Below are 13,267 nucleotides of genomic sequence, written 5' to 3' on the forward strand. Positions count from 1 at the left end.
CGAGGAGACACGCGATGGACGACATCACCGTGCGCCGGCACGTGCTCGAGGAGCTGGAATACGCCCCCATGGTCGACGCGGCGCAGATCGGTGTCGCGGTCGACGACGGCGTCGTGACGCTCACCGGCCGCGTCCGGAGCTACGCCGAAAGGACTATCGCCGAGCGCATCGCGTTCCGGGTGCGCGGCGTGCGGGCCGTGATCGAGCGGATCGAGGTCCGCTACCCGGAGAACCCGCGGGTCGGCGACGAGGCCCTGGCCGAGCGGTGCGCCCGGGTTCTGGAGTGGGACGTGCAGATCCCGGAGCACTCGGTCTCGCTCAAGGTCGAGAAGGGCTGCGTCACGCTCCAGGGATGCGTGCCGTACTACCACCAGAAGGCGGCGGTCGATAAGGCGTTGCGGCGCTTGGCCGGCGTCACCGACATCGTCAACGTCATCGCGGTTAAGCCGCCGGTCCAACCCACCGAGGTCAAGGACAGGATCCGCGCCGCCCTGAGGCGCAGCGCCCGGGATCCCGATACCATCCGCGTCCACGTGGATGGGGACAAAGTGATCCTGGACGGGTGCGTCGACGTCTGGAGCGAGCGCAAGCTCGCCGAGCGGGCCGCGTGGTCGGCCCCCGGCGTGCGGGCCGTCGAGGACCACCTGACGCTCGCGTGAGGTCGGTCCGATGCTGGCCATGGTCCTGCGCGCGGTCGGCGCCACGCTCGTACCGGAGGTGCGGACGGACCCGGTTCCCGGCCCGGGCGAGGTCCGCATCCGGGTCGAGGCCTGCGCGGTGTGCCGCACCGACCTGCACGTCATCGACGGCGCGTGGCCTCAGGCCGTCTAGCCCATCGTTCCCGGCCACGAGGTCGTCGGCACCGTCGAGGCCGTCGGGGCGGCCGTGACGAGCCCGTCGCGCGGCGCGCGGGTCGGCGTACCTTGGCTCGGGTACGCCTGCGGCCACTGCCACTACTGCGAGACGCAGCGCGAGAACCTGTGCGACGCGCCCGGCTTCACCGGCTGCACCCGCGACGGCGGGTTCGCGACCCCTCTCTTGGCCGCCGCCGCCTTCACGATCCCGCTCGACGCGAACCTCGACGCGGCCGCGCCCGCGCCGCTCCTGTGCGCGGGGCTCATCGGCTGGCGCACGTTGCGGATGGCCGGCGATGCCTGCACGGTCGGGCAGTACGGGTGCGGGGCGACTGCCCACATCGTCGCCCAGGTCTGCCGCTGGCAGGGCCGGCGCGTGTTGGCGCTCACCCGCCCTGGCGATGGGAGAGCCCAGGCCTTCGCCCGCTCCCTCGGTGCGGAATGGGCCGGTGGGTCGGACGAGGCTCCGCCCGCGCCACTGGCCGCGGCCTTGATCTTCGCGCCCGACGGGAGCCTGGGGCCCGCGGCCCGGCAGCCCGTTCGCAAGGGGGGCCGGGTGGTCTGCGGCGGCATCCACATGAGTGACATCCCGGCCTTCCCCTATGCCCTGCTCTGGGGTGAGCGGACGGTGCTCTCGGTAGCCAACCTGACCCGCGACGACGCACGGCCCCTTTTCGAGCTGGTCCCGCGGGTCGGCATCGTAACCCGCACGGACACGTATCCGCTGGCTCGGGTGAACGAGGCGATCGCGGCGCAGCGGTCCGCGACCCTGAGAGGCGTGGCCGTTCTCGTGCCCTGATCATCGTTTTGCTGGCTGACGCTGACCGCAGCGGTCGCCGGGCCCCGGGGCATCGGGTCCTTACCGCCGAAACCTGAGGCTTGCATGCTCAGCTAAGCCCGGATGACGGCGGCTCCAGCGCCACGGTGCGCGCCGGGAGGTCCAGGTCCGGACGGTGGCTCGTGAACACGACGACACGGTCGCGCCAACGCGTCAGGAGACGTCGCAGGATGCGTTCGGCCTGGTCATCGCCGAGATGCTCGGCAGGCTCATCGAGCAGGATCACGGGAGCGTTGCAGAGGGCTGCGCGGGCGAGGTTCAGGCGCTGGGCCTCGCCGAGCGACAGGCTGCCTTCCCCTATCCAGGCGTCGAGGCCCCCCGCCGACCGGATGCGCATGTCGAGCTCGACCGCTGCGAGCGCCGCCCACGCGTCGGCGTCGGATGCCGCGGGTGCGAACAGGTTCTCCCGCACGGTGTCGGCGAGGACCGCCGCGTCGTGCAGGCCGAGATAGGTCAGCGTGCGCCGCTGGGCGGCGGAGATGGCCGTGCCGCCGAGCCGGATCTCCTCGCCGGGCCGATCCACGCTCCAGCCCGCGAGCGACTTCAGCAAGGTGGTCTTGCCGCAGCCGCTTGCGCCCGCGACGGTCAGGGCGACGCCGGGCTCCACCGACAGGGCCGGTGCCGGGCCCAGGTCCCGTCCGTCCGGCGCTCGCAGCCGAAGGCCGTGCAGGGTCAGCGCCCCCGCCGTCCTGCCAAGCGCGGGGGTCGTCTCCGCGCCTGCGCGCCCCTCGAGAGCAAGGCTTGCCTGCGCGAGGCGGGATCGGACGGCGCCGAGGAGCGCGCGGGGAAGCGCGAGCAGCGGCTCCGCGAGCCCGACCCAGGCGAAGGCCAGGAAGGCCGCGGGCAGAAGCCCCATGCCGCGTGCCCCGGCGCTCCAGGCGACCAGCAGCACGGCGAGAGCGGCGGCCGGGCCGGCGAGCGCCAGCGATGCCTCCAACCTGGCAAGCGCTCGCCGCTGATAGGCGATCGTCCATTCGGCGTCGCGGACCGGGTCGAGTGCGTTCCGCAGTGCGGTCGCGCGTCGACCCTCCGCGTCGAGGGGCACGGCGCCGGCGAGCGCCCCACCGAGATCCGAGGCCGCCGCCCGGCGCGCCGACCGCGTCCGCGCTTCGGAGGCCACGAGTTCGTCGGCCGTGCGGCGCGCGAGGAGGACGTTCGTCGTCGCGAGCACGGCGATTGGCAGGAGGGCGAGGGGCGCGACGAAGGCGGTCGCGGCCAGGAGTGCGAAGAGGGCTGCTCCGGTGAGCGCGAGGGGAAAGCCGACCCGCAGCCGGGCGTAATCGACGTCCGCGACGTCGTCGATGTAATCGGCCAACCGCTCCGGACGACCTAGCTGCCAGCCCGCCGCTCGGCTCGCGGGCGCCCGCGCCAGTGCTGCGAACAGGCTCGCCCGGCTCCGGACCTGATCGGAGAGCGCCGCCTTGTGCCCGGCCATGCGCTCGCCGTAGCGCGCGACCGTGCGCAGGAGCGCGAGGAGACGAACCAGGGCGGCCGGATGGTGGAAGTTGAACCCGAACGCCGCCGGCCCGACGCCGACCAGCGCCACCGCGGCCAGGAAGGTCACGGCGGTGCCGGCGAGTGCCACGTTCGCAGCGAGCGCGACCGCCGCGAGCGCGAGGGCGAGGCGCCATGCGCGGCTCCCTGCGCGGTGCCATGCGCGGCCGTGCCCGGCCGGGGCGGGGTCGGTGCCGAGGCGGATCATGCGGCCTGCCTTTCCGGGAGAGCAGCGGTTCCGAGGGTCACGCGCGCGTCGGCGAGGGCCATGAGCGCGGGATCGTGGGTCGCCACGACGACGAGGCGGCTCCGGGCGGCGGTCAGAAGGGCGCGCCGGACCCGCGCCGCGTTGATCGGGTCGAGCTTGGCGGTCGGCTCATCGCAGAAGGCGATTCCCGGTCGCAGGAGGAGCCGCGCCACTCCGACGCGGACGCGCTGGCCGCCGGAGAGGTTCTCCGCGCCCGCCCAGACCCGAGCGTCGAGGCCGCCGGGCCAGTGCGGATCGGCCGCGAGGCCGACCGCCGCGGCAGCCTCCGCAACCGCCTCGGGCGAGGCGGGCGAGCTCTCGGTGAGCGTGTGACGGAGCGTTCCGGCCGGAACGGGCGTCTCGGGGGAAACCCACGTCCTCGGCCCGTCCGCCGGAAGCTGAACCGTGCCGGCGAGCGGTGCCTCGACCCCGGCGAGCACCCGCAGCAGGGTGGACTTGCCGGCCCCGCTCGATCCCGTCAGCGCGACAAGCCCCGTCGGCGGCAGGTCGAGATCCGGGACCGGTCCGACATGTGGCAGGACGAGGCCGCGGAGGCCCGGTGACCCCAGGCACGGCCCCGGGTCCGGAATACCGGCCGCTTCCTCCTGCGCGAACGCCCACGCAAGGGCCGCGGCAGCGGCCTCGCCCTCGGCTTTGGCGTGGTAAAGCTCGGCGTAGCGACGGAAGTGCGAGAAATACTCGGGCGCGAGCAGCAGGATCAGCAGGCTCTGCCACAGGGCCAGGTGGGCAAAGCCCGGCACCTCGGCGAGGCCGAGATGACCGAGCCCGAGGAAGACCGCGAGGATCGCGATGGCGAGCGAGGAGAAGAAGTCGAGCACGCCCGCGTTGAGGAAGGCGACCGCGAGCACGCCCATGGTGCCGTCGGAATAGGCCCGGAGCCGCCGGTCGAGCTTGGTCGTCTCGCGCGCGAGCCCGTGCGCGGCGAGGATCGTCGGCAGCGTGCGCACCCGGTCGGCGAACTGGGTGGCGAGCCGGCCGAGCGCCGCCTCCTGCGCCGCGGCCCGGTCTCGGATCATGCCCCCGACGAGCGCGAAGAAGACGACCATCGCCGGCATCGCGAGCAGGAGGGCCAGCGCGGCCTGCCACGACACCAGGGCGACGGCCGCCGCCGTCAGCATGGGGCCGAGCGCCATCCTCCGGCGCGCCGCGGCATGCCCGACGACGAGACGGGCGAGCGCGCCCGGATGGCGCAGCATCCCGGCGACCACCGCGCCCCGCGGCAGGGTCGACGCGGCGCGCGCCGGCATGGTCGCGAGGTGCGCCTCCGCGGCGTCGATGAGCCTCGCGCTGACCTCCGCCTCGAGGCAGGCTCCACGCGCTTCGGTCACGGCGCCCAGCCAAGCCCCACCGACGGCGCAAACCGCGGCGAGGCCGACCGCCGGTCCATCGATCTGTCCCGTCTCGATCAGCGAGCCGGCGAGCCGCGCCAGCGCCACGGCGCCGGCGAGCGTCGTGGCGGTACGCAAGGCATGGAGTCGGTGGATGCGATGCAGTCCCCCTCGCGCCGCCCTCCGGGCGAGGCCGAGCGCGGCGGGTTCGAGCGGCGCGCGGTTGAAACCGGCGCGCGATGTTCTCTGGCGGGGCATCCCGCCTTGTGCGGGGCACCGTCCGGGCCGGCTTTGATCTGCCTCAAGGCTCCGGGCCCATCGCCGGGCGAGGGAAGCGGCCGGACCAGGAGACCTCCATGACCGATCCGCTGCTCGTCGACCTGTCGCGCCTGCAATTCGCGCTGACGGCGATGTACCACTTCCTGTTCGTGCCTCTGACGCTCGGGCTCTCGATCCTGGTCGCCATGATGGAGACCGTCTACGTCATGACCCGCCGCAAGATCTGGCGCGACATGACGAAGTTCTGGGGCCTGCTATTCGGCATCAACTTCGCGCTCGGCGTCGCCACCGGCCTGACCATGGAATTCCAGTTCGGGATGAACTGGGCCTACTACTCCCACTACGTCGGCGACGTGTTCGGGGCCCCGCTCGCCATCGAGGGCCTGATGGCCTTCTTCCTGGAGGCGACCTTCGTCGGGCTGTTCTTCTTCGGATGGGACAAGCTGGGGCCGCTCACCCACTGCGCTGTCACTTGGCTGATGGCGCTCGGCACGAATTTCTCCGCACTTTGGATCCTGATCGCCAACGGCTGGATGCAGAACCCGGTCGGCGCCCTGTTCAACCCCGACACGATGCGTATGGAGGTGACCGACTTCGCCGCCGTGATCCTCAATCCCGTCGCCCAGGCGAAGTTCGTCCACACGGTCTCGGCCGGCTACGTCTGCGGCGCGGTGTTCGTGCTCGGCGTCTCAGCCTTCTACATCCTGCGGGGCCGGCACCTGGAGCTTGCCAAGCGCTCGTTCGCCATCGCGGCGGCCTTCGGCCTCGCCTCCGCGCTCAGCGTCGTCGTGCTCGGCGACGAGAGCGGTTACGCCGTCACCGACCACCAGAAGATGAAGCTCGCCGCCATGGAGGCGATGTGGCACACCGAGCCGGCACCGGCGGCCTTCACCGTGGTCGGCGTCCCGGACGTGGAAAGCCGCACGACCCGCTACGCGGTCCATATCCCGTGGGCCATGGGCCTGATCGGCACGCGGTCGCTGTCCACCGAGATCCCCGGCATCAATGAACTGGTCGAGCACGCCCGGGGTCGGATCCGCAACGGGCTCGTGGCCTACGATGCGCTGGAGCGCATCAAAGCCGACCGCGCGGACGCCGACGCCCGTGCGATCTTCGCCCGGACGCAACAGGATCTCGGCTACGCCCAGCTCCTGAAGCCGCTCATCGGCGACCCGCGCAAGGCGACCGACGCGGATATCGAGCGGGCGGCATGGTCGACCGTGCCGCACGTGCCCTCGATCTTCCTCACCTTCCGGGCCATGGTGGCCTGCGGGTTCCTTCTGATCGCGTTGTTCGGCGCCGCGCTCTGGTACACGGCGCGCGAGGCCGCGGCGCCGCGCTGGCTGTTCCGGGCCGCACTGCTCGCCCTGCCGCTGCCCTGGATCGCCATCGAGTTCGGCTGGTTCGTCGCCGAGTTCGGCCGCCAGCCCTGGATCATCGAGGGCGTCCTGCCGACCGCGCTCGCCACCTCGGAACTCGGAATTCCCTCCCTGCTGATCACCATCGCCGGATTCACCCTGGTCTACGGCGCGCTGGCGGTGGTGGAAGTCCGCCTGATGCTGCGGGCCATCGCCAAGGGGCCCGAGACGCTGGCCGAGGATCCGGCGGCGCTGTTCCCGGGCGTCGGCGCGAACGGAGACGGCGCGCGCCTGGTCGCGGCCGAGTGACCGCCTGCGTCCGTCTTCCCTCCTCCGGCCCTCCATAGCCCTCGCACAGGAATCCTCTCCGATGTTCGCCTTCCTCTCGGATTACGAGACACTCCGCCTGACGTGGTGGCTGCTCCTCGGCGTGCTGTTGATCGGGTTCGCCGTCACGGACGGCTTCGACCTCGGCGTGGGCGCGCTCCTCCCCTTCGTCGCCCGTACCGATGTCGAACGGCGGGTGGCGATCCACACCGTCTCCGCGACGTGGGAAGGCAACCAGGTCTGGCTGGTGCTGGCCGGCGGCGCGATCTTCGCCGCGTGGCCGGCGCTCTACGCGCTGAGCTTCTCCGGCTTCTACCTCGCCATGTTCCTGGCGCTGGTCGCGCTGATCCTGCGCCCCGTGGCCTTCAAGTACCGCTCGAAGAACGAGAGCGCGGCTTGGCGCTCGGCGTGGGACTGGGCCCTCTTCGTCGGTGGGGCGGTGCCGGCCCTGATCTTCGGCGTCGCCGTCGGCAACGTGCTCCAGGGGGTCCCCTTCCACTTCACGGACGACCTGCGTCCGATCTATGGCGGCACCCTCTTCGGCCTCCTCAACCCCCTCGCCCTCCTCTGCGGTCTGCTCTCGGTCGCGATGGTGGTCGCTCACGGGGCCGCATGGCTCACCCGCAAGGCGGAAGGTCCGGTCGCGGTGCGCGCGCGCGCGGCCGGGTCGAGGGCGGCGCTCGCCACCGCGGCGCTCTTCGCGCTCGGTGGTGTGTTGATCTGGGCGGGCGCCTTCGGCGGCTACCGCGTCGTGACCCCTCTTCCCGGCGACGGCGCCTCCAATCCGCTGACCAAGGAGGTCGTCGCGGAGGCCGGCGCGTGGCTCGCGAATTTCCGAGCACAGCCGGTGCTGGCTCTCGTGCCGCTCATCGGCGTCATGGCCCCGCTTCTGGCAGCGGCGGGCTTCCGCGCCGGCCGGGCGGGCCTGACGCTGCTGGCCTCGACGCTCGGCATCGCCTGCATCATCGCGACCGTCGGCCTCGCGATGTTCCCCGTCATCCTGCCGTCGAGCACGCATCCGGGCCACGCACTGACCGTGTTCGATGCCTCCTCCAGCCGAGCGACGCTGCGCAACATGCTCATCGCGACGGTGATCTTCCTGCCGCTGATCCTCGCCTACACGGCCTGGGTCTACCGGGTGCTCCGGGGCAAGGTCTCGGAGCGCGACATCACCGCTCCCGGCTCGCCGGCCTATTGAGGCGTATCCCCGCCTCGACACGTCCCCTCACGAACCGAGAAGGAAGCGACGATGTGGTATTTCGCCTGGGTTCTCGGCCTCGGACTGGCCGCGGCCGCCGGGGTCCTGAATGCCCTCTGGTACGAGTTGCGCACGGTTCGGGATGCACCGCAGGACATCGCGGCGCAGCTCCCAACACCCTGAGGCCGGAGGGGATTCCTACGGTGTGGCATCTCGCTGGGGTCGCCGTCGGTTTTGTCGACCCGGAAGACTGATGCCGTGGCGGCGGGGGCGTGGAGCCGACCTTGGGATTGCAGGCGCGCGTCCAGGGGCACGTTCTGGGGCGCTGTGTGGGGCGCTGACGTCGTACTCTACGCCCAAGCCTTCGCCGGAAACTTCGGGCGAGACGGCGAGGTACCTCGCCACTCTGCGTGCGGCTCGAAGCAAAGACATGATCGACTCCGTGCCGCCCGGCGCTGCTCGACCGCCGCCGTTGCCGTGAGGCCGGCGCGGATCCCGGCTCCCGCGCGGGGCACATCGCGCGGGTCGCGGCTGGGTTGAGGAGCCTGACCGGCGGGCTCCGCAGGAAGCTGGAGGCTCTCGATCCGTCCGTACCGCTGAGCGGTGCCGTCGCGAGGCGGCCGAGATGGCGCTCGCGCTGGCCGACCCGGGGCGAGCATCGGTTCCGGGGCGGCTTCAGCGGTCTTCGCTTCCGCCTGCGCCTCGGGCCCCGCGGCCAGGTGAGGTTCCGGGGCAGCCAGGGCGGGGACCCGGGCGGCGCTGGGAGGCAGTCGGTCCGGTTCGCGCCGGGCGCGGCGTGAACGATCCCCTTGAGCTGGATCAAGGTGGATGCCGCGAGCGGGGATCAGGGTCGCCGTAGCGCCGGAACCACGGCGACGGAGGCGGACATGCGGATCTCCAACATCCTGGTCTCGGTCGACCTTGGGGCGGCGGCCACGGACCGTGTCCGGCTGGCCGCCGATATCGCCGGGCGCTTCGAGGCTACCCTGACCGGCGTCGCCGCGCGGCAGCTCGTCACCATGATCCCGGTCGAGAGCCCCGATGCGTCGGAGCGCATCTTCGAGATCGAGGAAACGCGGGCGAAGGAGGAGCTGGCCGAGGCGCGCGCGCTGTTCGTGCGCGAGGCCGGCGAACGGGCCGGGACCGCGTGGCGGGGGGCGCTGGCGGAGCCTCTGGCCTATCTGGTGGAACAGGCCCGCGCCGCCGACCTCGTGGTCGTGGGCCGCCAGGGACCGGCCGACGGCGATCCCGGACTGATGGGTGTCGCCGCGGGAGCTCTGCTGATGGAGGTGGGGCGTCCCGTTCTCGTCGCACCACCCGGCGTCGAGCGCCTCGCGGCAAAGCGAGTGGTCGTGGCCTGGAAGGACACCCGCGAGGCACGCCGTGCCGTCCACGACGCCCTGCCGTTCCTGGTGCGGGCCGACCAAGTCCACGTCGCGGTGGCGGGTCCGGCCGCGCGTCGAGAGGGTGTGGCCGATGTCGCCGCCTACCTGTCGGGCCACGGCGTCAGCGTCGCCACCTACCTGCTGCACCAGCCTGAGATCGGCGCCGCGGACGAGATCCTCCGGTTCGCACGGCGGGAGGACGCTGACCTCATCGTGATGGGCGCCTACGGCCACTCCAGGCTGCGCGAGTGGGTCTTCGGGGGCGCGACCCGGGACATGCTGCAGGGCACCTCCCTCAGCTGCCTGATGAGCCACTGATGAGACCGGTCACCCGCCTCGCCGCCAACCTCGCCGTCATCCTCGCGGTCATGTCGGGCCTGCCCGCCGCACCCGCGACAGCCTGGAACCGGCAGGTGCGCCAGGGCGAGACCCTCGCCCGGACCAACTGCGCCCGGTGCCACGCGGTCGGGCGCATCGGGGAAAGCCCGCTGCGTGCCGCGCCACCCTTTCGCGAACTGCATACGCGCTACCCCGTCGAGGATCTCGGCGAGGCGCTGACCGAGGGCATCCGCACCGGCCATCCGAGCATGCCCGAGTTCCGGTTCGACCCGGACCAAGCGGAAAACCTGATCGCCTACCTGAAGTCGCTCGAGCGCTGAGGGAGAGCCTCGATGTACCTGCGCTGCCTCCTCGTCCCCACGGCCCCAGGCATCGATGCCACCCACCGGCTGGACGCAGCCCTGCGCCTCGGGCGGCGGCTGCAGGCGCACATCGGGGTCGCCTTCATGGCGCCGGGCCCGGAGCACGTGCTCGCCGGCATGGCGAGCCTCGTGCCCATGGACTGCGCGACCATCGAGGCCATCGCGCGGGGGGTGCGCGAGGCGGCGACCGAGGGCAAGGCGGTCCTGGAAGCGTGGTGCAGACGCGAGGGCGTGCCATTGGTCACCAAGGCCGAACGGCTGGACGCCACCTTCGTGACCTGGACCGAATACGCGGGCGAGGTCGAGCCACTGCTGACGCTGGCCGGGCGGGTGAACGACCTCGTCGTCGTCGACCGGCCCGATCCGGCGCGATCCTTCACCGGGCGGGCACTCGACACGGCCCTGTTCTCGGTCGGCCGTCCAACGCTGATGGTCGGCGACACCATTCCGTACGATCTGCTGGACCACGTCGTCGTCGCCTGGAACGGCAGCCTGGAGGCGACGCGGCTGATCAGCCAGTCCATCACGCTACTGCACGAGGCCGCCAGGGTCACGGTCGTGCATGCCCGGACCGAACGCTTCGAGGAGGCGCGGGCGGCGGACCTGTGCGCCTACCTGCGCTGGCACGGCATCGTGGCCGAGGCCGTCAATCTGCCGGTGGAGGATGAGACACCGGTCGGCGCGGCCATCCTTGCCGAGGCGGAGCGGCGGAACGCGTCCATGCTGGCGTTGGGCGCCTACACCCACAGCCGCGTGCGCGAGTTCCTGCTCGGCGGCGTCACCCGTCACGTGATCGAGAACGCCCGCATTCCCGTGCTCATGGCTCACTGATGCAACGAGCCTGCAGGGTGGCCTTGAAATGGGTTGCCCCATCCCAGGACACCGGCAGCCCCGTCCTCAACGTCGTGAATTGTGACAGTGCATGCGTGGCGGCGCCGTGCCGCAATCCAGGCTGCAAGTCTGGTGGGGCTTGCAGAACCACTGCAGGGTCCCGCTTCTCAGGCAGGCGCCCGCGCAATGGCGGTGGGGCGCATTTGCCGGCTCGACGAACATCCCTTTCGCATCTGGCGAGCCGGCCGTCGGCTGCGCCTGGGCGGGCGACGCGCTCGCCAGGATCACGTCGAGAAACAGGAGGGCTGCGCGTGCCTCGCTGGTCCGCAGAAGGCCGGGCATCAGTGGCTCATGAGGCAGCAGACGGGGGCATAGGACAGTAGGTCGCGAGTGACGCCGCCGAACGCCCACTCGCGGAGGCGGCCGTGGCCGTAGGCGCCCGTGACGATCAGGTCGGCCCCGTGCTCGGCGGCCGCTTCGACCAGCGCTTGCGCAGCGGACACGCCCTCCGCATCGCGGCGCACGCGGATGGCGGAGACGTCATGGGCTTGGAGGAGACGGAGGGTGTCCTGTCCCTCGGAGCCGGCCCCGTCGTCGACGGAGACGACGAGCACCTCGGACGCCCGCTTCAGGAACGGCAGGGCGTCCCGGATCGCACGGCGCGCCTCGCGTGTGTTCTTCCATCCGACCACGACGCGCTTTGCGTCGAGATGGTCGACGCCCGGCGGCACCACCAGCACCGGCCGCCCGAGCTGCATGGTCGCGTCGGCCGGGTCGACCGCGATCAGTGCGGGCCCAGGGTCCGTCTCACGTCCGACAATCACGAGGTCGGCGGCCGCGGCCTGCGCGACCAGGAATGCCAGCGGGAAGTCGAGGTTGGAGCGCCACTCGACGCGGCTGCGCCCGCCGACGGCCTCCTCGAAGGCCTCGTGGGCCACCCGGAGGTCGTTCAGAACCGCCTCTTGAATCGAGGAAAGGCCGAACGCCCCTCCTGGCGTCGGACCGGCCGGAGTCCAGCTATAATCCGGCATCTCCGCCGCGACGCCGATCAGGCCGGCGCGAAAGTCGTCGGCGAGGTGTCCCGCCAGCCGCACGCGGCTTCGCGCGCCCTCCGTCAGGTCGACGGCGACCATGATGCTCGCGTAGGTCATGGGACGGCTCCGGGTCGAAGGGCGATGGAACGGCCGCGGGCAGGCCATGCGGCCTCGCCCCTCTTGATGGTCTCAGCCGAGCGTGAGGTGATCCTCGACGGCGCACACGCCTGGGGCCGACCACGCGGCGGACTCGGCGAGGCGGCGCTCGTGCCAGGCGTTGACCTTGCCCTCTAGGACGACCCGCGCATCCTTGACCGTCACCTTGATGGCGTCGGCCTCAAGCTCGGCGTTGCGCTTGAGCGCCGCCAGGATCTTCGCGCGAACGTCGGGCGCGCTCGCTTTCGGCGCCACTTCGATGGTGTTGATGATGCCGGCGACGCCCGCGAGGCGCTTGATCGACTGGTAGGCCTCCTCCTTCTGGTACTGCCAGTCGACTCGACCGGTGAGCGTCACCCAGCCGTTCTGCACCTTCACCTGTACGGCAGCCTTGGGCACTGTCGCGGACCAGTCGAGCATCTGCACCGCGCGTTGCGCCAAGTCCTCGTCGCGCGGCGGCGTTTCCCCGCCGAAGCGCACCTTGATCTCCTCGACGACGCCGCGGACGCCGCGCACCTTCTGGGCCGCCTTCTCGGCGGCGACGCGTTCCGTGAAGCTGGCGACGTGGCCCGTGAGCGTGACGATGCCCTTGTTCACGGCCACGCCGATGTGGGCGGCGTCGATGCTGGGGTCGAAGTCGAGCTCGTCGATGACGTTCTGGCGGATCATCTTGTCACCCATCGTCGGATCTCCTCGATGATGTCCAGGCGACGCCCGGCCGGGGCCGACGCTAGGCCCGGCAGGCGACCGGACATTGATCCAGCGCAACCTCTGCCCCGGCGGCGATCCGGTGCAGCATCGGGCAGGCCCGGGGACAGCCCGGGACGGCGCACCCGGCGGTTACGGCGGAGACCATGTCCCGGGCGTCGAACAGCCGGGCGAACAGCGGCACGTCCGCGAAGGATTTCGGAACCCGGGCGTTCCCCGCGATCAGGGCGAAGGGGATGCCCCGTCGGCGCAGCGCGCAGGCGAGCGGGAAGCACGGGCCCTCAATCAGGTCGACGCTGACGATGGCGAAATCCGGAGGCGTCCCGTCGAGGCTTCCGGTGGCGTCGCTGCTGGTGCCGTAAGGGCCACTTACCGCGCAGCCGGCATCCTTCAGGACATCCTCCAGCCACATCCCCGGCAGCGCCTGCGGCTCAGCGACCAGCACGACCGGCCGCTCCTCCGTTCCGTTCTCCATCGCCCGACACTCATCCCCGGTTGCGATGGTGCG

General features: G+C 71.7%; 13 protein-coding genes and 1 pseudogene. 8 read left to right on the forward strand and 6 right to left on the reverse strand.

Annotation, left to right across the window (positions count from 1 at the left end; all coding sequences use genetic code 11):
- Window positions 1–14: 14 nt before the first annotated feature.
- Window positions 15–659: a BON domain-containing protein gene (locus tag ACLBX9_RS07445; protein WP_010684810.1), complete on the forward strand. Its 645-nt coding sequence runs from the start codon at window positions 15–17 to the stop codon at window positions 657–659.
- A 10-nt stretch (window positions 660–669) separates the two neighbouring features.
- Window positions 670–1,653, forward strand: a pseudogene (locus ACLBX9_RS07450) (alcohol dehydrogenase catalytic domain-containing protein).
- Between the two features lie 88 nt (window positions 1,654–1,741).
- On the opposite strand, the gene ACLBX9_RS07455 reads toward ACLBX9_RS07450, so the two are convergent.
- Together ACLBX9_RS07455 and ACLBX9_RS07460 are read right to left on the reverse strand one after the other, a co-directional pair.
- A complete protein-coding gene (locus tag ACLBX9_RS07455) occupies window positions 1,742–3,394 on the reverse strand; it encodes an ATP-binding cassette domain-containing protein (RefSeq protein ID WP_447718474.1) in 1,653 nt (550 codons plus the stop codon).
- The gene (locus ACLBX9_RS07460; RefSeq protein ID WP_447718475.1) at window positions 3,391–5,040 is read right to left on the reverse strand and encodes an ATP-binding cassette domain-containing protein; all 1,650 of its coding nucleotides are present in this window, start codon (window positions 5,038–5,040) and stop codon (window positions 3,391–3,393) included. The genes ACLBX9_RS07455 and ACLBX9_RS07460 overlap by 4 nt, the downstream gene beginning before the upstream one ends.
- 98 nt (window positions 5,041–5,138) lie before the next feature.
- On the opposite strand from ACLBX9_RS07460, the gene ACLBX9_RS07465 reads away from it, so the two are divergent.
- The 6 genes from ACLBX9_RS07465 to ACLBX9_RS07490 all read left to right on the forward strand — a co-directional run bounded on the left by ACLBX9_RS07465 (window position 5,139) and on the right by ACLBX9_RS07490 (window position 10,861).
- Window positions 5,139–6,728 carry a cytochrome ubiquinol oxidase subunit I gene (locus ACLBX9_RS07465; RefSeq protein WP_447718476.1) on the forward strand — a complete coding sequence of 530 codons (1,590 nt, stop codon included), beginning with the start codon at window positions 5,139–5,141 and terminating at the stop codon, window positions 6,726–6,728.
- 61 nt (window positions 6,729–6,789) lie between these two features.
- Complete coding sequence (gene cydB / locus ACLBX9_RS07470) at window positions 6,790–7,944, forward strand: cytochrome d ubiquinol oxidase subunit II (RefSeq protein WP_447718477.1); 1,155 nt, start codon at window positions 6,790–6,792, stop codon at window positions 7,942–7,944.
- Window positions 7,945–7,995: 51 nt separating this feature from the next.
- The gene (cydX, locus tag ACLBX9_RS07475; RefSeq protein WP_447718478.1) at window positions 7,996–8,127 is read left to right on the forward strand and encodes a cytochrome bd-I oxidase subunit CydX; all 132 of its coding nucleotides are present in this window, start codon (window positions 7,996–7,998) and stop codon (window positions 8,125–8,127) included.
- A 704-nt stretch (window positions 8,128–8,831) separates the two neighbouring features.
- Window positions 8,832–9,647, forward strand: a complete 816-nt coding sequence (locus tag ACLBX9_RS07480) for a universal stress protein (RefSeq protein ID WP_447718479.1) — start codon at window positions 8,832–8,834, stop codon at window positions 9,645–9,647.
- The gene (locus ACLBX9_RS07485) at window positions 9,647–9,988 is read left to right on the forward strand and encodes a c-type cytochrome (RefSeq protein ID WP_010684817.1); all 342 of its coding nucleotides are present in this window, start codon (window positions 9,647–9,649) and stop codon (window positions 9,986–9,988) included. Before ACLBX9_RS07480 ends, ACLBX9_RS07485 begins: the two co-directional genes overlap by 1 nt.
- Window positions 9,989–10,000: 12 nt before the next feature.
- Entirely contained in the window at window positions 10,001–10,861 is an 861-nt protein-coding gene (locus tag ACLBX9_RS07490) for a universal stress protein (protein WP_447718480.1), read from the forward strand.
- Between the two features lie 66 nt (window positions 10,862–10,927).
- Here the strand turns inward: ACLBX9_RS07490 and ACLBX9_RS07495 are convergent, their stop codons facing one another.
- The 4 genes from ACLBX9_RS07495 to ACLBX9_RS07510 form a co-directional block, all read right to left on the reverse strand.
- The gene (locus tag ACLBX9_RS07495; protein WP_083920258.1) at window positions 10,928–11,203 is read right to left on the reverse strand and encodes a hypothetical protein; all 276 of its coding nucleotides are present in this window, start codon (window positions 11,201–11,203) and stop codon (window positions 10,928–10,930) included.
- Window positions 11,203–12,012, reverse strand: a complete 810-nt coding sequence (locus tag ACLBX9_RS07500) for a universal stress protein (RefSeq protein WP_447718481.1) — start codon at window positions 12,010–12,012, stop codon at window positions 11,203–11,205. The genes ACLBX9_RS07495 and ACLBX9_RS07500 overlap by 1 nt, the downstream gene beginning before the upstream one ends.
- 72 nt (window positions 12,013–12,084) lie before the next feature.
- Window positions 12,085–12,732, reverse strand: coding sequence for a BON domain-containing protein (locus tag ACLBX9_RS07505; protein WP_447718482.1), 648 nt, complete (start codon window positions 12,730–12,732; stop codon window positions 12,085–12,087).
- A gap of 49 nt (window positions 12,733–12,781) precedes the next feature.
- Window positions 12,782–13,234 (reverse strand): histidine kinase, encoded by a 453-nt coding sequence (locus ACLBX9_RS07510; RefSeq protein ID WP_447718483.1) that lies wholly within the window; start codon window positions 13,232–13,234, stop codon window positions 12,782–12,784.
- Window positions 13,235–13,267: the final 33 nt, after the last annotated feature.

This window comes from Methylobacterium sp. A49B (assembly GCF_053346215.1).

Coding starts and splice junctions, on each gene's coding strand:
- ACLBX9_RS07485 (WP_010684817.1), top strand. CDS start 9,647: ATGAGACCGGTCACCCGCCTCGCCGCCAACCTCGCCGTCATCCTCGCG.
- ACLBX9_RS07455 (WP_447718474.1), bottom strand. CDS start 3,394: ATGATCCGCCTCGGCACCGACCCCGCCCCGGCCGGGCACGGCCGCGCA.
- ACLBX9_RS07505 (WP_447718482.1), bottom strand. CDS start 12,732: ATGGGTGACAAGATGATCCGCCAGAACGTCATCGACGAGCTCGACTTC.
- ACLBX9_RS07510 (WP_447718483.1), bottom strand. CDS start 13,234: ATGGAGAACGGAACGGAGGAGCGGCCGGTCGTGCTGGTCGCTGAGCCG.
- ACLBX9_RS07465 (WP_447718476.1), top strand. CDS start 5,139: ATGACCGATCCGCTGCTCGTCGACCTGTCGCGCCTGCAATTCGCGCTG.
- cydB (WP_447718477.1), top strand. CDS start 6,790: ATGTTCGCCTTCCTCTCGGATTACGAGACACTCCGCCTGACGTGGTGG.
- ACLBX9_RS07490 (WP_447718480.1), top strand. CDS start 10,001: ATGTACCTGCGCTGCCTCCTCGTCCCCACGGCCCCAGGCATCGATGCC.
- ACLBX9_RS07495 (WP_083920258.1), bottom strand. CDS start 11,203: ATGCCCGGCCTTCTGCGGACCAGCGAGGCACGCGCAGCCCTCCTGTTT.
- ACLBX9_RS07445 (WP_010684810.1), top strand. CDS start 15: ATGGACGACATCACCGTGCGCCGGCACGTGCTCGAGGAGCTGGAATAC.
- ACLBX9_RS07480 (WP_447718479.1), top strand. CDS start 8,832: ATGCGGATCTCCAACATCCTGGTCTCGGTCGACCTTGGGGCGGCGGCC.
- cydX (WP_447718478.1), top strand. CDS start 7,996: ATGTGGTATTTCGCCTGGGTTCTCGGCCTCGGACTGGCCGCGGCCGCC.
- ACLBX9_RS07500 (WP_447718481.1), bottom strand. CDS start 12,012: ATGACCTACGCGAGCATCATGGTCGCCGTCGACCTGACGGAGGGCGCG.
- ACLBX9_RS07460 (WP_447718475.1), bottom strand. CDS start 5,040: ATGCCCCGCCAGAGAACATCGCGCGCCGGTTTCAACCGCGCGCCGCTC.